Here is an 18,025-nt window from a genome sequence, read left to right on the forward strand (position 1 = left end):
CGCGGCAAACGGAGCGCGCCGGGTTAGAGTATTCGGTCGTCGCGCTTTAAATTTTCTTGTTTTGATGCATGTCGTTGTCCCAAAACCGCTGCGCAGTTTTCGGCGACATGCATCGGTTGCCGGCCAACGTCCGCTTTATCCCCAGAAAGCCCGCTTAACCGGCGCGAACCGGTGGCCCGGACTTGCGTTTGCTGGCTTTTTCCTGTCAGTTTGCATAGATTCTGAGCCTGTTCAGACCTTTCGCGGGGCGCCGCCCACTGGTGACCCGTCCATTCATTCAAGCGAGCCTGTTTCGTCATGCGTGTTATCCTGGAACGGTCCAATCTCCTGAAGTCGCTCAACCACGTTCATCGCGTGGTCGAGCGGCGCAATACCATACCGATCCTGTCGAACGTGCTGCTCAGCGCCGAGGGCGCCAGCCTTGAAATGAAAGCCACCGACCTCGACCTCGAAGTGACCGAAGCGACGCCGGCAAAGGTCGAGCGCGGCGGGGCGACGACGGTTCCGGCGCACCTGCTCTACGACATCGTGCGCAAGCTGGCCGACGGCGCCGAAGTGATGCTGAAGACCGACGAGGACGGCAACGCCATGACGGTAACGTCGGGCCGCTCGAGCTTTCGCCTGCAGTGCCTGCCGCAGTCCGATTTCCCGGAGCTTTCGGCGGGGTCCTTCTCACACATCTTCCGGCTCGATTCCGTCGCCCTGAGAGGCCTGATCGAAAAGACCCAGTTCGCCATCTCCACCGAAGAGACGCGCTACTATCTCAACGGCATCTACCTGCACACGCATGAAACTGGCGGCAAGCTGAAGCTGCGTTCGGTGGCGACCGACGGTCACCGCCTGGCGCGCGCCGAGATCGACGCTCCGGCCGGGTCCGAAGGCATGCCGGGCATCATCATTCCGCGCAAGACGGTCAGCGAGTTGCAGAAGCTGGTCGACGATCCCGATGTCGCGGTGACCACCGAATTGTCCGACACCAAGATCCGCTTCACCATCGGCAGCGTGGTTCTGACCTCGAAGCTGATCGACGGCACTTTCCCGGACTACCAGCGCGTCATTCCGACCGGCAACGACAAGAAGCTGATCATCGACCGCCAGAGCTTCGCCGCCGCCGTCGATCGCGTCTCGACCATTTCCTCCGAGCGCGGCCGCGCGGTGAAGCTTTCGATCACCGAAGGCCAGGTGACGCTTGCCGTCAACAATCCGGATTCGGGCAGCGCCACCGAGGAGCTGGCGGCCGACTATTCGTCCGACCCGATCGAGATTGGCTTCAACGCCAAATATCTGCTCGACGTCGCTGCTCAACTCACCGGCACGGAAGCCAAGTTCATGCTGGCCGATGCCGGCTCGCCGACGCTGATCCACGACATGGCCGATGAGACCGCGCTCTATGTGCTGATGCCGATGCGGGTGTAGCCGCACTGCGGCACACTGCAGCATAGTGATTGCGGCGACTTCTACAGGCGGATAGCGGTTGCCGGAACAAAATCACATAAGTAAGCTCACACTTACGAATTTCCGCAATTATGCGGCGTTGTCGATCGGCTTTTCACCCGGCGCGGTGGTGTTTTCCGGCGACAATGGCGCCGGCAAGACCAATCTCCTGGAAGCCATCTCGCTGCTGACGCCTGGCCGCGGCCTGCGCCGGGCGCCCTATGTCGACGTGGCCCGCGAAGGCGGCGATGGCGGCTTTGCGCTCCACGCAAGGCTCGACGGGCCGGAGGGGCAGGTCGAGATCGGCACCGGCATCACCGGGGGTGAAGCGGCCGGCGAGGGCGGTCGCAAGGTGCGCATCAATGGCGCGCCGGCACGGTCGGCCGACGCCATGCTGGAATGGCTGCGCGTGGTCTGGCTGACGCCGGCCATGGACGGCCTGTTCCCGGGGCCTGCCGCGGACCGGCGGCGCTTTCTCGACAGGCTGGTGCTTGCGATCGATCCCGGCCACGGCCAGCGCGCGCTCGACTATGAGAAGGCGATGCGCGGACGTAACCGATTGCTTACGGAAGGTTCGCGAGACGGCGCATGGTTCGACGCCATCGAGATGCAGATGGTCGAAACCGGCGTGGCGATTGCCGCGGCGCGCGCCGAGCTGGTGCGCCTGCTGGCCGCCATGATCGACAGGTTGCCGTCCAGCGGGCCGTTTCCGCAGGCCGACATCAGCCTCTTCGGCGACCTTGAAAGCCATGTCGCCTCAGCACCCGCTGTGGATGTCGAGCAACGCTATCGCGACGCCCTTGCCGACGGCCGCGAGCGCGACCGCGCCGCCGGACGCACGCTCGACGGCCCGCACCGTTCGGATCTGCTGGTGCGCCACCGCCCCAAGGCGATGCCGGCCGAACTCTGCTCGACCGGAGAGCAGAAGGCGCTGCTGGTCGGCATCGTGTTGTCGCACGCAAGGCTGACCGGCGAGATGTCGGCGATGACGCCGATCCTGTTGCTCGACGAGATTGCCGCGCATCTCGATGCCGGCCGGCGCGCCGCGCTGTTCTCGATCCTGGAGGAGCTGAACTGCCAGGCCTTCATGACCGGAACCGACGCCGCGCTGTTTTCCAGCCTGAGGGGACGCGCGCAGTTCCTCACCGTCGACCACGGCACGGTTGGGCCAACCGAAGAGACCTGACAAGGTTTTTGCTCCGCTATATGGTCGGGCAATGACCCCTGCCGCCCTCACCGACGAAGAACTCGAACGCTATGCCCGCCACATCGTGCTGCCCGAGATCGGCGGCGCCGGCCAGCAGAGGCTGAAGCGGGCCCGGGTACTGGTCATCGGCGCCGGCGGGCTCGGCGCGCCGGTGCTGGAATATCTCGCTGCCGCGGGCGTCGGCACGCTTGGCATCGTTGATGACGACATTGTCTCGCTGTCCAATCTGCAGCGGCAAGTGATCCACGCCACCGATACGGTCGGCACGGCGAAGACCGAGAGCGCCAAAGCAGCGGTCGCCCGGATCAATCCCCATGTCGCGGTGGAATTGCACGGTTTCAGGCTGACGGCCGACAATGCTGCCGTCCTCGTCACGCGCTACGACGTGGTCGTCGACGGCTCCGACAATTTCGAGACGCGCTATGTGGTGGCTGATGCCTGCGCGGCGGAAAAGCGGCCGCTCGTGCATGCCGCCGTCGGCCGCTTCGACGGCTCGGTGACGGTGTTGATGCCGTTCGGCACCGGCGCCGACGGCAGACCGAACCCTGGATATCGCGACCTCTTTCCCGAAGCGCCGCCAGAGGGGCTGGTGCCGTCCTGCGCGGTGGCCGGGGTCGTCGGTGCGCTGACCGGCGTCGTCGGCACGCTGCAGGCGATGGAAGCCATCAAGCTGATCACCGGCATCGGCGAACCACTGGTCGGCCGGCTGCTGCTCTACGATGCGCTGTCGGCGCGCTTCGACACGATCCGCTACAAGAAAAACTGACCGCATGGATCAGTCCACCAGCGTCCTTGTTACGCAGCTCGCCTCCGATTTCGAGCGCTGGGATGAACTGCTCAGCCTGATCATGCATTCCTTTGCGCCGATGGACGGCGTCATCGATCCGCCCTCCTCTGCGCATCTGCTGAGCGTCGAAAGCCTGAGGGACAAGGCTGGGCGGGAAACGGTGTTCGTGGCTCTGCAGGGCGGCCAGATCGCAGGCTGCGTTTTTGCGCTGGAGAGACCCGATGATTTCTATGTCGGCAAGCTCGCCGTCGAACTCGGGCTTCAGGGCCAAGGCATCGGCAGACGATTGATGCAGGCTGTCGAGGATCTTGCCCGCAACCGCAACAAACCCGCCATCGAACTGCAGACGCGGGTCGAGCTCACGGCAAATCACGCAACCTTTGCGCGTCTCGGCTTCCGCGAAACCGCGCGCACGGCGCATGACGGTTATGACCGGCCGACCTCGATCACCATGCGCAAGGAGTTCGCGTGAGCCTCGCCCTCAGCGCACAGGAGCAGACAATCGCCTCCGGCCATGACGGGGCGGCGATGGCGATGCGCATCGTTGCCGAAAGCGCTGCGCTGCTCGGCGCGCCGCGACTGATCCCGATCGCCTCGACGCATATAGACGGCGCGCTCTATCACGGCGATTCCGGCACGCTGTTTGCCGAAAGGCTGGTCGATGGCGGCGCCAGGGTCGCGGTGCGCTCGACGCTCAATGTCGGCGCGCTCGACCTGATGGGCTGCTCGCGCGTGCGCCTCGAAGAGCCGGCGCGCGGCATGGCGCGACGAATGATGGAGGCCTACCGCAAACTTGGCTGCGAGCAGAGCTGGACCTGCGCGCCCTATCAGGCCGGCCACAGGCCGGCGCTTGGCAGCGATGTCGCCTGGGGTGAATCCAACGCGGTGGTGTTCTGCAATTCGGTGCTGGGGGCACGCACCAACCGCTATGGCGACTTCCTCGACATCGCGTGCGCCATATCGGGGCGCGCGCCGGATTACGGCCTGCATCGCCCCGAGAACCGGCAGGCACGGCTGGTGTTCGATGTGTCCGGCCTCTCCGCCTCGTTCCTTGGATCCGAGATCGCCTGGCCGGTGCTGGGCAACCTCTACGGCCGTGAGGTCGGCAATGCGGTCGGCGTCGTCACCGGCATATCCAGCCATCCCGGCGAGGATGCGCTGAAGGCCTTCGGCGCGGCGGCGGCATCGTCGGGCGCCGTCGGCCTGTTCCACATTGCCGGCGTGACGCCCGAGGCGCCCGACGCCGAGACCATCCTGGTGGGCGGCAGGCCGGAAACGATGATCCGCGTAACGCCGGAGATGGCCATGAAGGCCCGCGCAGGCCTGTCCACGGCAGCCACGCAGACCGCCATCGATGCGGTGGCGATCGGCAGTCCGCATCTGTCTTTGGCCGAATTCGATGCACTTGAGCGGCTGATTGGTGGGCGGCGGCTCAGCGTGCCGATTTACGCCTGCACCGGCCGCCACGTGCTCACCAGGCTGGAGCAGAACGGCAACCGCAAGATGCTCGAAGCCAGCGGCGTCATCATCGTCGCCGACACCTGCGTGGTGGTGACGCCGATCCTGCCGGATCTGGCCGACGGCGTGCTGATGACCAATTCGGGAAAGTTCGCGCACTACGCGCCGGGCAATACCGGCTACGCCGTGCTTTACGGCTCGCTGGCCGACTGCGTCGAAAGCGCCGTTTTGGGTAAGCCGAGGTTTACGGATTCGCCGCATGAGCGCCGTCGATGAAATCCTGGTGCCGGGCAGCGGAGGCGAAGGGCTGGCCTTGGTGCTGACCGCGCCGATCAGCTTCTGGGGCGGCGTCGACCCGAAGAGTGGCCGCATCGCCGATGTCCGTCACCCGCAGCATGGCGAGACCATTTCCGGGCGTGTGCTGTTCCTGCCCGGCACGATCGGCTCGTCCTCAGCGTCAGCCGTGCTGATGGAACTCGTCCACAATGGCCATGCGCCGACGGCACTCGTGCTGCACGAGCCGGACGCGATCCTGCTGCTTGGCTTGATTGTGGCCAGGGAAATGGGCTGGCGGACGCCGGTAGCGCTCAGGCTCAGGCGCGACGCTTTTGAGGCCTATCGCGGCAAGCGTGTGAGTGTCGCGGCGGATGGGGCCCTCACAACCGCAGCCTGAACGCGGCCCGCTTCAAGTCCGTAGCGGCAGCACGCGGTCCGGCGGCCGGTGGCCGTCGAAGAAGGCGCGGATGTTGATGATCACCTTCTCGCCCATGTCGATGCGGCCCTCGATCGTGGCCGAGCCCATATGCGGCAAAAGCACGACCTTGTTCTTGGCGGCAAGCTTCAGCAGTTTCGAGTTCAGCGCCGGTTCGTGCTCGTAGACGTCGAGGCCGGCACCGGCGATCTTGCCGTCCTGGATAAGCTTGACCAGCGCTTCCTCGTCGATGATGTCGCCGCGCGCGGTGTTGACCAAATAGGCGGTGGGCTGAAGCAGAGCCAGGCGCCGCGCCGAAAGCAGATGAAAGGTCGCCGGCGTCGACGGGCAATTGACCGAGATGATGTCCATGCGGGCAAGCATCTGGTCGAGGCTTTCCCAGTAGGTCGCCTCCAGCCCTTCCTCGACCGCCGGCAGCACGCGATGGCGGTTATGGTAGTGGATGGACAGGCCGAAAGCCTTTGCGCGCTTGGCAACAGCGGTGCCGATGCGGCCCATGCCGACAATGCCGAGGCGCTTGCCCCAGATGCGCCGGCCGAGCATCCAGGTCGGCGACCAACCGGCCCATTTCTTGTCGCTGGTGAGCACATTGGCGCCTTCGGCCAGCCGCCGCGGGCCGGCCAGCATCAGCGCCATGGTCATGTCGGCCGTATCTTCGGTCAGCACGTTCGGCGTGTTGGTGACGGTGATGCCTTTCTTGGCCGCCGCCGCCACGTCGATCTTGTCGACGCCATTGCCGAAATTGGCGATCAGCTTGAGATTGTCGCCGGCCTGGGCAATCAGCGCCGCATCGATCTGGTCGGTGATGGTCGGCACCAGCACATCGGCTTCCTTGATCGCCGCGACCAGCTCCGGCTGCGTCATCGGGCGGTCCTCGACATTCAGCCTGGCGTCGAAGAGTTCGCGCATGCGGGTCTCGACCGGATCGGGCAGCTTGCGCGTGATGACGACGAGAGGCCGTTTTTTGCCTGCCATTGTTTCCTCGAACCCGATCTCGTTGAGACCTCTTTAACCAAGACAGGCGAAACTGAATACCGGTCGCGGTGCCTGCCACTCCTGTAACAAGCGGTGCCGCCGAAGACAAAGAAAAAGGGGCGCCCGGGCCAAAGGGCACGCGCCGAAAGGAATGAAAGTGTCTGGTTTCGCGTCGCTTCGCCTGATCCTCAGCGCAGCGCTTCTCGGCGCTCTCCTGCATTCCCCGCAAGCCGCGGCGCAAGGTGCCGCCGCACCTGTGCAGACGGTCACGCTCGGGCCGAGCGGCCTGCCGCTGCCGCGTTTCGTCAGCCTGAAATCGGCTCGCGTCAACTCGCGCGTTGGCCCCGGCGCCAACTATTCCGTCGACTGGATGTACACAAAGGCCGGCCTGCCGATGGAAATCATCCAGGAATTCGATACCTGGCGGCGGGTGCGCGATGCCGATGGCTCGGAGGGTTGGATCAACCAGTCGCTGCTGTCGGGCCGACGGACCGCGATCGTCGCCCCTTGGCAACGCACCAAAGGTGGCCGAATCAATCTGCTCGACGATGCCGATAAGGACGCCAGCGTCATCGCCATCATCGAGCCGGGCGTTACGGGCACGATCAAAACCTGCGATGGCCAGTGGTGCGAAATGACCTTCGACGGCCACACCGGCTGGATCGCCCAGTCGCAGGTGTGGGGCGCCTATCCCGGCGAGCACGTCAAGAATTGAGATTGCTGGAGGCCTAACGGCCGATACGGCCGAGATGGGTGTCCTGAAAACCGGTCGACAGTTTGAGACCGTAGCCGAGCGCGCGGTCGACGGCGATGTGGATGATCCAGATCAGACCAATCGCGGTCGCCGTCGAATTGGCCAGAAAATATCCGGCGAGGGCCAGCAACAGCGGGACGATCAATATGTGCAACGCGTTGTAAGCGACAGCGCCGATCCGTGCCCCGGCGAGATAGCCCAGCATCGCCAGGTCGGGCGCCAGGATAAGCAGGGCGAACAGCCACCAGGAAACGCCTGACGCGGCATAGGCGACTATAGCCACGACCGCGACCGCAACCCATTCGAGCCGGATTGCAAAATCGACAGGTTTCACGGGTTGGGGCTTAAACGCTGCGCTTCGGGCGCAGCCTCACCACGATGTCGACATTGGCGATCTCCATGCCTGCGGGTGGCTCCGGCAGGTTGGAGACGGTCACCGGACCGCTTTCTATATCGAAGATCCTGTTTTCGCCTTCGATGTAAAAATGATGGTGATCGGAGGTGTTGGTGTCGAAATAGGTCTTGGACCCCTCGACTGCCAGGATGCGCAGCAGGCCGGCCTGGGTGAACTGGTGAAGCGCGTTGTAGACGGTGGCGAGCGAGACCGGCACGCCGGCGGCGACCGCCTCTTCATGCAGTTCCTCGGCCGAAAGGTGGCGGTCGCCCTTGGCAAACAGCAGATCGGCCAGCGCAATGCGTTGGCGTGTCGGCCTGAGGCCGGCTTCGCGAACCCGCTTGTCCACAGCGACATTTTCCTTCCGGCAGCCCCGATCCATCTATCCGTCCAAGCCCACAGTTCTGCCTCAAGACACGCCCAGAGTGGCGAAAAAACGTCATCGGCCGAAACTGGATACCTCCCGACATATATTCTGTTGGCGGAATACGATCAATAGAGCGACGTGCGGCCAGTTGGACGCACCAAATGCGCTCTATCACTTTTGGCGTAGCATCGTGCTTTCTGGAAATCGGAATCGATTTCCAGGCCGATGCGAGAGCGCGCATTGACCCGGGCAGACGGGCGGGTTAAGCGCAAACGCCGGTTTCCGGCCCGAATGGGATTGTGTTAGGAAACCAACGACAAGGGCGCCCCACCGCCCGGGACGATTATGGGGACGAGACATATGGCGGGTTCGAAATCCAGCTACGGTTATGAGGAATTGCTCGCCTGCGCCCGCGGCGAGCTGTTCGGGCCCGGCAACGCCCAGCTACCCTACCCGCCCATGCTGATGTTCGACCGCATCACCGAGATCAGCGAGACCGGCGGCGCCTACGACAAGGGCTTCATCCGTGCCGAATTCGACATCAAGCCGGACCTGTGGTTCTTCGCCTGCCATTTCATCGGCAATCCGATCATGCCGGGGTGCCTGGGCCTTGACGCCATGTGGCAATTGACGGGTTTTTACCTCGGCTGGCTCGGCGAGCCGGGCAAGGGCATGGCGCTGTCGACCGGCGAGGTCAAGTTCAAGGGCATGGTGACGCCTTCGGTCAAGAAGGTGGAATACGGCATCGATTTCAAGCGCGTCATGCGTGGACGCCTGGTGCTCGGTATCGCCGATGGCTGGCTTAAGGCCGACGGCGAACCCATATACGCTGCGACGGACCTCAAGGTGGGGCTGTCCAAGCAATCGGCCGCCTGACCGGCGCCACTGCAGCGGCGCGTTCTTCCGAGACGCAACGCCGCTGCGGCATTTTGATTTTGCGTATGATCGCCGGCGAAAACCGACTAGGGTTTCGGGATCATCCGCTGGAAGGAGTTGCGAATGAGAAGGGTCGTCGTCACAGGCCTCGGCATCGTATCGTCGATCGGCAACAACGCCAACGAGGTGCAATCCTCGCTCCATGATGCCAAATCAGGCATCAGCTTCTCAGATTCCTTCGCCGAACACGGCTTCCGCTGCCAGGTCTGGGGTGCGCCGACGCTCGACCCGACCCCTATGATCGACCGGCGCGCCATGCGCTTCCTGAGCCAGGGCGCGGCCTGGAACCATGTCGCGATGGACCAGGCGATCGCCGACGCCGGGCTTGGCGAAAGCGACATCACCAATGAGCGCACCGGCATCGTCATGGGCTCGGGTGGCCCCTCGACCCGCACCATCGTCGAGGCGGCCGAGACCACGCTCAAGAACAACAGCCCCAAGCGCATCGGTCCGTTCGCGGTGCCGAAGGCGATGTCGTCGACCGCGTCGGCGACGCTCGCCACCTGGTTCAAGATCCACGGCGTCAACTATTCGATCTCGTCGGCCTGCTCGACCTCGGCGCATTGCATCGGCAACGCCTACGAACTGATCCAGTGGGGCAAGCAGGATGTGATGTTTGCCGGCGGCCATGAGGACCTCGACTGGACGATGTCGGACCTGTTCGATGCCATGGGGGCGATGTCGTCGAAGTATAACGACAAGGCGTCAACAGCGTCACGCGCGTATGACGCCAATCGCGATGGCTTCGTCATCGCGGGTGGCGCGGGCGTCCTCATCCTGGAGGAGCTCGAACACGCCAAGGCGCGCGGGGCCAAGATCTACGCTGAGATCGTCGGCTATGGCGCGACGTCGGACGGTTACGACATGGTGGCGCCGTCGGGCGAAGGCGCGGTGCGCTGCATGCGCCAGGCTCTGGCGACGGTGTCCACGCCGGTCGACTACATCAACACCCACGGCACCTCGACGCCGGTCGGCGATTCCCGGGAAATGGGCGCCATCCGAGAGGTGTTCGGCGAGAAGATGCCGTTCATCACCTCGACCAAGTCGCTGACCGGCCATTCGCTGGGTGCCGCCGGCGTACAGGAATCGATCTACTCGATCCTGATGATGCAAGGCGGCTTCATCGGCGAGAGCGCCCATATCGAAAACCTCGATCCCGAATTCGAGGGCATGCCGATCGTGCGCAAGCGCATCGACGACGCCAGGATCGACACGGTTTTGTCCAACTCGTTCGGCTTCGGTGGCACCAACGCAACGCTGATTTTCCAGCGCTATTCCGCATAAGGCCAGCGTTTTTTTTGTAGGGGGATTGCCGGCCATGGACGGACTGATGAAGGGCAAGCGCGGGCTTGTCATGGGCGTCGCCAACGATCATTCGATCGCCTGGGGCATCGCCAGGAAATTGTCCGAACACGGAGCGGAGCTTGCCTTCACCTATCAGGGCGACGCATTCGGGCGCCGCGTCAAGCCGCTTGCCGAGAAGCTTGGCGCGTCTCTGGTGGTGCCCTGTGACGTCGAGGACAGCGCATCGGTCGCCGCCACCTTCGAGACGCTCGGCAAGGAATGGGGCGGGCTCGACTTCGTCGTCCACGCCATCGGCTTTTCCGACAAGAACGAGCTCAAAGGGCTCTACGCCGACACCAGCCGCGACAATTTCGTCCGCACCATGGTCATCTCCTGCTACTCCTTCACCGAGGTCGCCCGCCATGCCGCCCCGCTGATGAGCGAAGGCGGCGCGATGATCACGCTGACCTATGCCGGCTCTGTCCGCGTCATGCCGAACTACAACGTCATGGGCGTCGCCAAGGCCGGGCTGGAAGCCAGCGTGCGGTATCTCGCCAACGATTATGGCCCGCGCGGCATCCGGGTGAACGGCATATCGGCGGGACCGGTGCGTACTTTGGCCGGCGCCGGAATCTCGGACGCCCGCCACATGTACTCCTACCAGCAGCGCAACTCGCCGCTGCGCCGCACGGTGACCATCGACGAGGTCGGCGGCTCGGCGCTCTATCTTTTGTCCGACCTCTCGTCAGGCGTCACCGGCGAAATCCATTATGTGGATTCCGGCTATCACATCGTGTCGATGCCAACCCTGGATGAGTTGAAGCAGACCGACAGCGTACGCGATTAACTCACCAGTAAAATTAGATGCATCGGCGGAAACTCATTTTAAGGAGATATCCGCTAGAAGTCCTATAGGCTTGGGCTCTGCGCGTTCTTGCTGGGCGCAAAGGATGCTTTAGCCTTTATGAATTTGCGCTTGATATTCCCGAAAGTCGAGTTGATTTCGGGATCATGCGACAGGGACTGAGCAATGCCTGCTGTCAGCAACCCGAAGCGGACACCTGTGTTCCGGCTGCTCACCGTCGCCAGTTCGGGCCTTGGCAGTTTCATCCTTGGGCTTTGGGGCCTCCGGCATGGTTTCGGGGACGGCTTTGCCGGCATGCAGGCGGAAACCATGATCGGCATCGCGTCGGCGCTGTGCGCGCTGGCCGCCGCCGGTGCTGCCTTGTCCTTCTTCGCCGGCGTCGATGAATCGGTGGACTACGTTTTCAACGAAACCCATTTTGACAAGCTGACCGGGCTTTTTGCGCGGCCGGCGATGGTCGGCAGGATTGCCGACGCGGCGTCCGCGACGATCAGGACCGGTGAGCCGGTGTTCCTCATCGACATCGACATCGACCGCTTCAAGCAGATCAACGACGCGATCGGCTACAGCCATGGCGACGAACTGATCCGCGGCTTCACCAAGCGGTTGAAGGCCTGCATGCCCGAAGGCGCGGTGATGGGGCGCATCGGCGCCGGCGAGTTCGCTATCCTTGTCTGGGAACACCAACTCCAAAGGTCCATGGAAAGCACCGTCGAAACCATGATCGAGGAGATGCTGAAGCCGTACCAGCTCGATTCCCACCTGCAGTCGGTCGGCCTGTCGGTCGGCATCGTGGCGATGCCAAAGGATGGCGTCGATCCGGTCCTCATCCTGCGCCACTCCAACCTGGCGCTGCAGAATGCCCGCGCCGGCGGCGTGGGCAACTGGTCGGTCTTCCATTCCGACATGGGCCAGGTCGCCGACTACCGCCACTGGATCGAATCCGAACTGCACATCGCCTTCGTCCGTGGCGATTTCGACCTTCACTACCAGCCGCAGCTCGACCTGCCGACCGGCCGTATCGTCGGCTACGAGGCGCTGATCCGCTGGAAGCACCCGGAACGCGGCATGATCCCGCCGATGGAATTCATTCCGATCGCCGAAGAGACCGGCATGATCCACCCGATCGGCAATTGGGTGCTGAACAAGGCCTGCAGCGATGCCCGTCATTTCCCCGAGGACTGCTTCGTTGCCGTCAACATCTCGCCGGTCCAGTTCATGACCAAGGATTTCGTCGGCATCGTGCGCGATACGATGGCCAGCACCGGCATCAAGCCGTCGCGGCTGGAGCTCGAAGTGACCGAGACGGCGATGATGCAGGACCGCGACCGCGCCGCCACCATCCTGCAGCAGCTTGCCGACATGGGCATTTCGGTGGCCGTCGACGATTTCGGCACCGGCTATTCCAATCTCAGCTACCTGATCGACTTCGCCTTCGGCAAGCTGAAGATCGACCGCTCCTTCGTCAGCCGCATCGACACCGATTCCAATTCGGGCGCCGTCGTCTCTACCATCGTCGGCCTGTCGCGGGCGCTCGGCGTCGGCATCATCGCCGAAGGCGTCGAGACCGAGAACCAGGCGACGCTTTTGCGAGCAGCTGGTTGCGAGATGGTGCAGGGCTATCTGTTCGGCAGGCCGGCGCCGCTCAAGATCAAGCCTGGCGATATCAGACCGACCATTCCCGTCCACGAGCCGGCGCGCATCGTCAGCATGCATTGAGGCGACCGGCACCGTCCTATCGGCGCGCGGAGAAAACCTTGAACATGCCGTCGCGGGCGAGCTCGGCATGGCTGGAGAAGACGGCCTTCAGAACCGGTTCGTAAGGCAGCTGACGGTTCGCCACCATGAACAGCCGCCCCCCCGGCTTCAGCGCCTTGCCCGCCGCCTGGATCATGCCGGCGCCGATTTCCGGCTCGGCCGCCCGGCTGCGATGGAAGGGCGGGTTCATGACGATGGCATCATAGCGCCGCTCGACCGGCTCGCTCAGCAGATCGGTCCAGAAGAAGCCGGGCTCGAAGCCTGTCTGGCCGATATTGCCCTTGGCCGCCTCAAGCGCGTCGAAATCCGCTTCGTAAAGGTCGAGCCCCGTTATGCCGGATGAACGTGCCGCGACCTCGGCGGCGACATAACCCCAGCCGGCGCAGAAATCAGCAATGTTGCCGCGCAGGTCTTTGGGCAGGTTGTCGACCAGAAGTTTCGAGCCGACGTCGATCCGGTCGGAGGAGAACATGCCAGGCGCGGTACGGAAGCGGTCCTCTACGACCAAGGCGGGATTGGCGACGCGCAGTTTTTCCGCAGGCGCCAGATCGGCCGGACGGCGAAGCCAGAAGGCGATGCCGTGATATTTCGGCAGATGCCCTTCGATGGGGACAAGCTCGTCGATGCGCTTGCGCAGGCTGGCGATGCCTTCGTCCTTACCGCCGGCGACAATGATCAGACCGCCCGGCGTGACGCGTTCGATCGCCTCGGCAATACGCATCTCGTTTAGCCCACGATGGCGGCCGGCAAGCACGAGCGCTGCATCGAATGCATCGCCTTCCGCGCGCGGCGTTACCTTGTGACCGGCACGCTCCAGCGCTCGGAGATGCGGCCGGAAACCCTGTGCAAGATGGAGCTCTGCCTCGAAGCCTTCCGGCAAGCGGAAGCCGGGCTCCGCACCCAGGAACAACACACGCTCGCCCTTTTGCGCCAGAGGGAGCCCCTCGGCCTCGAAGGGATGGAACAGTGTCTTCAGCGGCTCAGCGGCCATTCTTCGATTCTCACTCGTAGACGGGTATTAAACGAAAACGGGCGCGACATAAGCCGCGCCCGTTCAACTCTATTGTCAGACCACTCAGGCGGCGTTTTCTTCGCCTTCGGCCTTCTTGTCGCGGGCGATTTCCTTGCCGGTGGCCTGGTCGACGACCTTCATCGACAGGCGGACCTTGCCGCGCTCGTCGAAGCCCATCAGCTTGACCCAGACCTTGTCGCCTTCCTTGACGACGTCCGAGGTCTTGGCGACCCGGTCGTTGGCAAGCTGCGAGATGTGGACGAGGCCGTCACGCGGACCGAAGAAGTTGACGAAAGCGCCGAAGTCGGCGGTCTTGACGACCGTGCCTTCGTAGATTTCGCCGACTTCCGGCTCGGCGACGATGGTATGGATCCACTTCTTGGCCGCCTCGATCTCCTTGGCGTTCGACGAAGCGATCTTGACCGTGCCGTCGTCCTCGATGTTGATCTTGGCGCCGGTCTTCTCGACGATCTCGCGGATAACCTTGCCGCCGGAGCCGATCACGTCGCGGATCTTGTCGGTCGGGATGTGCATGACCTCGATGCGCGGTGCGAACTCACCGAGTTCGGGGCGGGCGCCGGTCAGAGCATGCGCCATCTCGCTGAGGATATGCTGGCGGCCATCCTTGGCCTGGTCCAGCGCGATCTTCATGATCTCCTCGGTGATGCCCTCGATCTTGATGTCCATCTGCAGCGAGGTGATGCCGCCTTCGGTACCGGCAACCTTGAAGTCCATGTCGCCGAGGTGATCTTCGTCACCCAGGATGTCGGACAGAACCGCGAAGCGCTCGCCTTCCTTGATCAGCCCCATCGCGATACCAGCAACCGGCTTGGCCAGCGGAACGCCGGCATCCATCAGCGCCAGCGATGTGCCGCAGACGGTGGCCATCGACGACGAACCGTTGGACTCGGTGATCTCCGAGACGACGCGCAGCGTGTAGGGGAACTGGTCCGCGCTCGGGAGCATCGGACGGATAGCGCGCCAGGCGAGCTTGCCGTGGCCGATTTCCCGGCGGCCCGGCGAACCCATGCGGCCGGTCTCGCCGACGGAGTAGGGAGGGAAGTTGTAGTGAAGGAGGAACTTCTCCTTGTACATGCCGGTTAGCGAATCGACATACTGCTCGTCCTCTCCGGTGCCCAGCGTGGCAACGACCAGCGCCTGGGTCTCGCCGCGGGTGAACAGCGCCGAACCGTGCGTGCGCGGCAGGACCCCGACTTCCGAGACGATCTTGCGGACAGTCTTGAGGTCACGGCCATCGATGCGCGAACCGGTGTCGAGAATGTTCCAGCGCACGACCTTGGCCTGGAGTTCCTTGAACACCGAACCGATCTGCTCGGAGGTGTACTTGGCGTCTTCGCCTTCGGCCGGAGCGAACGCTGCCTTGACCTTCGCCTTGACGGCGTCGACGGCGGCGTAACGCTTCTGCTTGTCGACGTTCTTGTAGGCATTGCTGAGCTCGTCGCCGACGATCTTCAGCATTTCGGCTTCGAGCGCGGAGTAGTCCGGTGCCGTGAAATCGCGCGGCTCCTTGGCGGCAACTTCGGCCAGCTTGATGATGGCGTCAATCACCGGCTGGAAGCCCCTGTGGCCGAACATGACGGCGCCGAGCATCAGCTCTTCGCCGAGTTCCTTGGCTTCGGACTCGACCATCAGCACGGCGTCGGCGGTGCCGGCGACAATGAGGTCGAGCCTGGATTCCTGCATCTCGTCGACATGCGGGTTGAGCACGTATTCGCCGTTGATGTAGCCGACGCGAGCGCCGCCGATCGGGCCCATGAAGGGAACGCCCGACAGCGTCAAAGCGGCCGAGGTGGCGACGATCGACAGGATATCGGGATCGTTCTCGAGGTCATGCTGGACGACGGTGACGACGATCTGGGTGTCGTTCTTGTAGCCGTCGGCGAAGAGCGGGCGGATCGGGCGGTCGATCAGGCGGGAAACCAGCGTTTCCTTTTCGCTCGGACGTCCCTCGCGCTTGAAGTAGCCGCCCGGGATCTTGCCGGCGGCGTAGGTCTTTTCCTGGTAGTTGACGGTCAGCGGGAAGAAATCGAGGCCTGGCTTCGGCTCCTTCATCGAAACGACGGTGGCGAGAACCTTGGTTTCGCCATAGGTCGCAAGCACCGCGCCGTCAGCCTGACGTGCGATCTTGCCGGTTTCCAGGATGAGCGGACGGCCGCCCCATTCGATTTCCACTTTGTGGTAGTTGAACATATCTTGTCCTTAATAAGCGGAAAGGGCCGCGCCGTTTCACGGTGCGCGGATGCCCTTTCCCTGGCTTCCTTTCTCGGGCAGCCACGGGCAAGACAACGGGAAGCTCGGGTAGATTTCGGCGCTGGTTAGCGCACGAGCGTCCTGCAATCCTGCCCCATGACCGTCCATGGGCGGTTTCGAGTGGCCTCTGCGCGCTCGAAACCGGGTCTGGCCAATCGATGCGACTGGCAGAATGCGCGACCGGCGGGCTCTCCTTCGAAAGCCCGCCGGTCAATTCGTCAACGGCGCAGACCGAGCTTCTCGATTAACGTCTGATAGCGCGCGTCATCCTTGCGCTTGAGATAATCAAGCAGGCTGCGGCGCTGGGAGACGAGAGCGAGCAGACCACGGCGGGAATGGTTATCCTTCTTGTGGTCCTTGAAGTGGTCGGTCAGGTTCTTGATGCGCTCGGAAAGGATGGCCACCTGGACTTCCGGAGACCCGGTATCGCCCTTGGCGGTTGCGAATTCACCCATCAATTCCTGTTTGCGCTCGGCAGTAATCGACATCGTGTTTTTCCTTATCTGTTTGAGGAAACGGGTCGCCCTCAGCCGGGATGTCGTCCAGCAGGGGCCGGTGCAAGCAAAGCGACATGGCGCGATGCTGCGGCGCATATAGGGCAATTCCCCGGAAAACACCAGCCCATTCATAAAGCCGGCTTGTCGCAGCCCTTTGCTCGGGAATCCAGGATTCCCCTGACACCGAAACCTTACAGCCACTTCTTGCTTTTGAAGAAGACGATCAGCCCGACAGCAACGGCCAGCATGAACAGCAGCGAAGCCGGGTAGCCATAGTAGGCTTTCAGTTCCGGCATGTTCCACGGCGAGATCTCGGGATCGAAATTCATCCCCCAGATACCGACCAGGAAGGTTAGCGGCATGAAGATCACCGAGACGATGGTGAGATAAGAGATGACGTCGTTGGTGCGCGCCTGGCTCAGCGACAAATGCATTTCGATCAAGCCGGTCAGCATATCACGCTGGTTCTCGACCAGCTCGATCAGCCGCAATGCGTGGTCGAGCGTGTCGTTGAAGAAGATTTTCGTCTCCGGCTTCACATAGGGCACGTCGTTGCGGATCAGCGTCGCCAGCGCGTCGCGCATCGGCCACAGCACGCCCTTGAGCACATTGGCGTCGCGCCGCAATTCGTGCAGCTGGCGCATCTGATGCTTGTGAGGCGTGTTGAGCATCTCGTCCTCGATGCCATCGACCTCCTCGCTAGCGGCCTCAATCGGCGGAAAATAGCTGTCGACGATGGAATCGATGAGCGCATAGGCCAGATAGTCGGCGCCGCGCATCCGCAAGCGGTTGGGCAACGCTGCGGCGATGCGCTTGCGCACGGGGTCGAACGGATCGCCTTCGCGCTCCTGGAAGGTGACGACGAATTTCTTGCCGAAGAACACCGCGATCTGCTCATAGCGATGCACCTTGACGTCGTCGATCATGCGCATGACGACGAAGGCGTGGTCCTCGAAGAAGTCGACCTTCGGCCGCTGGCCGGTGTTGACGACATCTTCCAGAGCCAGTGGATGCAGGTTGAAGATCCGGCCGATCTCCTCGATCAGCTGGATGTTGGCGAGACCGGTGCAGTCCAGCCAGACGACCGGCCAGTTGTCGCAATGGGTGTTGAGATCGTCGATGCTGGCATCGTTGATGGTCTTGAATTTTTCAGGCGAAATCAGCGTCAGCCGCAGCTCGGACCGTCGCGCCGCCGGATCGGCGATCAGCGTGCCGGGCGAGGCGCCAACCGGCGGCCGGCGCGTTGTCACCGGCGCCCGCTTCTTCACCGCCTCAGCCTTTGCCATGTGCCCCTCGGATGTGACGTCGACGTAA

At 63.2% G+C, this 18,025-nt stretch carries 19 protein-coding genes; 11 read left to right on the plus strand and 8 right to left on the minus strand.

From position 1 onward, the window contains the following. Positions 1 to 23: 23 nt before the first annotated feature. The gene (locus NKJ78_RS09140; RefSeq protein WP_155922476.1) at positions 24 to 299 is read right to left on the minus strand and encodes a hypothetical protein; all 276 of its coding nucleotides are present in this window, start codon (positions 297 to 299) and stop codon (positions 24 to 26) included. On the opposite strand from NKJ78_RS09140, the gene dnaN reads away from it, so the two are divergent. The 6 genes from dnaN to NKJ78_RS09170 are packed head-to-tail and all read left to right on the plus strand — an operon-like array spanning position 298 to position 5,559. After that, a complete protein-coding gene (gene dnaN, locus NKJ78_RS09145; protein ID WP_023669575.1) occupies positions 298 to 1,416 on the plus strand; it encodes a DNA polymerase III subunit beta in 1,119 nt (372 codons plus the stop codon). The genes NKJ78_RS09140 and dnaN overlap by 2 nt on opposite strands. A 58-nt stretch (positions 1,417 to 1,474) precedes the next feature. Beyond that, positions 1,475 to 2,620: a DNA replication/repair protein RecF gene (gene recF / locus NKJ78_RS09150; protein WP_023669574.1), complete on the plus strand. Its 1,146-nt coding sequence runs from the start codon at positions 1,475 to 1,477 to the stop codon at positions 2,618 to 2,620. 31 nt (positions 2,621 to 2,651) lie between these two features. Beyond that, the gene (locus NKJ78_RS09155; protein ID WP_352459190.1) at positions 2,652 to 3,407 is read left to right on the plus strand and encodes a molybdopterin-synthase adenylyltransferase MoeB; all 756 of its coding nucleotides are present in this window, start codon (positions 2,652 to 2,654) and stop codon (positions 3,405 to 3,407) included. A gap of 4 nt (positions 3,408 to 3,411) precedes the next feature. Next, a complete protein-coding gene (locus NKJ78_RS09160; protein ID WP_023826816.1) occupies positions 3,412 to 3,900 on the plus strand; it encodes a GNAT family N-acetyltransferase in 489 nt (162 codons plus the stop codon). Then, positions 3,897 to 5,162 (plus strand): aconitase X, encoded by a 1,266-nt coding sequence (locus NKJ78_RS09165; protein ID WP_352562421.1) that lies wholly within the window; start codon positions 3,897 to 3,899, stop codon positions 5,160 to 5,162. The genes NKJ78_RS09160 and NKJ78_RS09165 overlap by 4 nt, the downstream gene beginning before the upstream one ends. Continuing rightward, a complete protein-coding gene (locus NKJ78_RS09170) occupies positions 5,146 to 5,559 on the plus strand; it encodes an aconitase X swivel domain-containing protein (protein ID WP_352459192.1) in 414 nt (137 codons plus the stop codon). Before NKJ78_RS09165 ends, NKJ78_RS09170 begins: the two co-directional genes overlap by 17 nt. Positions 5,560 to 5,571: 12 nt before the next feature. Here the strand turns inward: NKJ78_RS09170 and NKJ78_RS09175 are convergent, their stop codons facing one another. Continuing rightward, positions 5,572 to 6,573, minus strand: a complete 1,002-nt coding sequence (locus NKJ78_RS09175) for a 2-hydroxyacid dehydrogenase (RefSeq protein ID WP_352459193.1) — start codon at positions 6,571 to 6,573, stop codon at positions 5,572 to 5,574. A gap of 157 nt (positions 6,574 to 6,730) precedes the next feature. Between NKJ78_RS09175 and NKJ78_RS09180 the strand changes: the two genes are divergently transcribed. After that, the gene (locus tag NKJ78_RS09180; RefSeq protein ID WP_023669569.1) at positions 6,731 to 7,288 is read left to right on the plus strand and encodes an SH3 domain-containing protein; all 558 of its coding nucleotides are present in this window, start codon (positions 6,731 to 6,733) and stop codon (positions 7,286 to 7,288) included. Positions 7,289 to 7,301: 13 nt separating this feature from the next. Here the strand turns inward: NKJ78_RS09180 and NKJ78_RS09185 are convergent, their stop codons facing one another. Continuing rightward, positions 7,302 to 7,661 (minus strand): DUF4260 domain-containing protein, encoded by a 360-nt coding sequence (locus tag NKJ78_RS09185; RefSeq protein ID WP_352459194.1) that lies wholly within the window; start codon positions 7,659 to 7,661, stop codon positions 7,302 to 7,304. Between the two features lie 10 nt (positions 7,662 to 7,671). After that, entirely contained in the window at positions 7,672 to 8,103 is a 432-nt protein-coding gene (irrA, locus tag NKJ78_RS09190; protein ID WP_352459195.1) for an iron response transcriptional regulator IrrA, read from the minus strand. A 345-nt stretch (positions 8,104 to 8,448) separates the two neighbouring features. On the opposite strand from irrA, the gene fabA reads away from it, so the two are divergent. The 4 genes from fabA to NKJ78_RS09210 all read left to right on the plus strand — a co-directional run bounded on the left by fabA (position 8,449) and on the right by NKJ78_RS09210 (position 12,892). Beyond that, positions 8,449 to 8,964 carry a 3-hydroxyacyl-[acyl-carrier-protein] dehydratase FabA gene (gene fabA / locus NKJ78_RS09195; RefSeq protein ID WP_023738185.1) on the plus strand — a complete coding sequence of 172 codons (516 nt, stop codon included), beginning with the start codon at positions 8,449 to 8,451 and terminating at the stop codon, positions 8,962 to 8,964. A 123-nt stretch (positions 8,965 to 9,087) separates the two neighbouring features. Next, complete coding sequence (gene fabB, locus NKJ78_RS09200) at positions 9,088 to 10,308, plus strand: beta-ketoacyl-ACP synthase I (RefSeq protein WP_352459197.1); 1,221 nt, start codon at positions 9,088 to 9,090, stop codon at positions 10,306 to 10,308. Positions 10,309 to 10,342: 34 nt separating this feature from the next. Further along, positions 10,343 to 11,155 (plus strand): enoyl-ACP reductase FabI, encoded by an 813-nt coding sequence (gene fabI, locus NKJ78_RS09205; RefSeq protein ID WP_023669564.1) that lies wholly within the window; start codon positions 10,343 to 10,345, stop codon positions 11,153 to 11,155. A 183-nt stretch (positions 11,156 to 11,338) separates the two neighbouring features. Next, complete coding sequence (locus tag NKJ78_RS09210) at positions 11,339 to 12,892, plus strand: putative bifunctional diguanylate cyclase/phosphodiesterase (protein ID WP_023738183.1); 1,554 nt, start codon at positions 11,339 to 11,341, stop codon at positions 12,890 to 12,892. Positions 12,893 to 12,908: 16 nt separating this feature from the next. Here NKJ78_RS09210 and NKJ78_RS09215 read toward each other — a convergent pair whose 3' ends face one another. The 4 genes from NKJ78_RS09215 to corA form a co-directional block, all read right to left on the minus strand. Continuing rightward, a complete protein-coding gene (locus NKJ78_RS09215) occupies positions 12,909 to 13,922 on the minus strand; it encodes a class I SAM-dependent methyltransferase (RefSeq protein WP_023738182.1) in 1,014 nt (337 codons plus the stop codon). Positions 13,923 to 14,006: 84 nt separating this feature from the next. Further along, positions 14,007 to 16,154: a polyribonucleotide nucleotidyltransferase gene (pnp, locus tag NKJ78_RS09220; protein WP_023682005.1), complete on the minus strand. Its 2,148-nt coding sequence runs from the start codon at positions 16,152 to 16,154 to the stop codon at positions 14,007 to 14,009. 278 nt (positions 16,155 to 16,432) lie between these two features. Next, entirely contained in the window at positions 16,433 to 16,807 is a 375-nt protein-coding gene (gene rpsO / locus NKJ78_RS09225; protein ID WP_280790898.1) for a 30S ribosomal protein S15, read from the minus strand. Between the two features lie 95 nt (positions 16,808 to 16,902). Continuing rightward, positions 16,903 to 17,997 (minus strand): magnesium/cobalt transporter CorA, encoded by a 1,095-nt coding sequence (gene corA, locus NKJ78_RS09230; protein ID WP_023738181.1) that lies wholly within the window; start codon positions 17,995 to 17,997, stop codon positions 16,903 to 16,905. Positions 17,998 to 18,025 lie beyond the last annotated feature (28 nt).

The sequence above is a fragment of the Mesorhizobium sp. M0037 genome (assembly GCF_040323635.1).
GTDB lineage: Bacteria > Pseudomonadota > Alphaproteobacteria > Rhizobiales > Rhizobiaceae > Mesorhizobium.

Excerpts from the sequence above, each read along its gene's own strand:
- dnaN (WP_023669575.1), top strand. The coding sequence starts at position 298 with ATGCGTGTTATCCTGGAACGGTCCAATCTCCTGAAGTCGCTCAACCAC.
- NKJ78_RS09140 (WP_155922476.1), bottom strand. The coding sequence starts at position 299 with ATGACGAAACAGGCTCGCTTGAATGAATGGACGGGTCACCAGTGGGCG.
- NKJ78_RS09155 (WP_352459190.1), top strand. The coding sequence starts at position 2,652 with ATGACCCCTGCCGCCCTCACCGACGAAGAACTCGAACGCTATGCCCGC.
- NKJ78_RS09160 (WP_023826816.1), top strand. The coding sequence starts at position 3,412 with ATGGATCAGTCCACCAGCGTCCTTGTTACGCAGCTCGCCTCCGATTTC.
- NKJ78_RS09170 (WP_352459192.1), top strand. The coding sequence starts at position 5,146 with ATGAGCGCCGTCGATGAAATCCTGGTGCCGGGCAGCGGAGGCGAAGGG.
- NKJ78_RS09175 (WP_352459193.1), bottom strand. The coding sequence starts at position 6,573 with ATGGCAGGCAAAAAACGGCCTCTCGTCGTCATCACGCGCAAGCTGCCC.
- irrA (WP_352459195.1), bottom strand. The coding sequence starts at position 8,103 with ATGGATCGGGGCTGCCGGAAGGAAAATGTCGCTGTGGACAAGCGGGTT.
- fabA (WP_023738185.1), top strand. The coding sequence starts at position 8,449 with ATGGCGGGTTCGAAATCCAGCTACGGTTATGAGGAATTGCTCGCCTGC.
- fabB (WP_352459197.1), top strand. The coding sequence starts at position 9,088 with ATGAGAAGGGTCGTCGTCACAGGCCTCGGCATCGTATCGTCGATCGGC.
- fabI (WP_023669564.1), top strand. The coding sequence starts at position 10,343 with ATGGACGGACTGATGAAGGGCAAGCGCGGGCTTGTCATGGGCGTCGCC.
- NKJ78_RS09210 (WP_023738183.1), top strand. The coding sequence starts at position 11,339 with ATGCCTGCTGTCAGCAACCCGAAGCGGACACCTGTGTTCCGGCTGCTC.
- NKJ78_RS09215 (WP_023738182.1), bottom strand. The coding sequence starts at position 13,922 with ATGGCCGCTGAGCCGCTGAAGACACTGTTCCATCCCTTCGAGGCCGAG.
- pnp (WP_023682005.1), bottom strand. The coding sequence starts at position 16,154 with ATGTTCAACTACCACAAAGTGGAAATCGAATGGGGCGGCCGTCCGCTC.
- rpsO (WP_280790898.1), bottom strand. The coding sequence starts at position 16,807 with ATGCGCCGCAGCATCGCGCCATGTCGCTTTGCTTGCACCGGCCCCTGC.
- corA (WP_023738181.1), bottom strand. The coding sequence starts at position 17,997 with ATGGCAAAGGCTGAGGCGGTGAAGAAGCGGGCGCCGGTGACAACGCGC.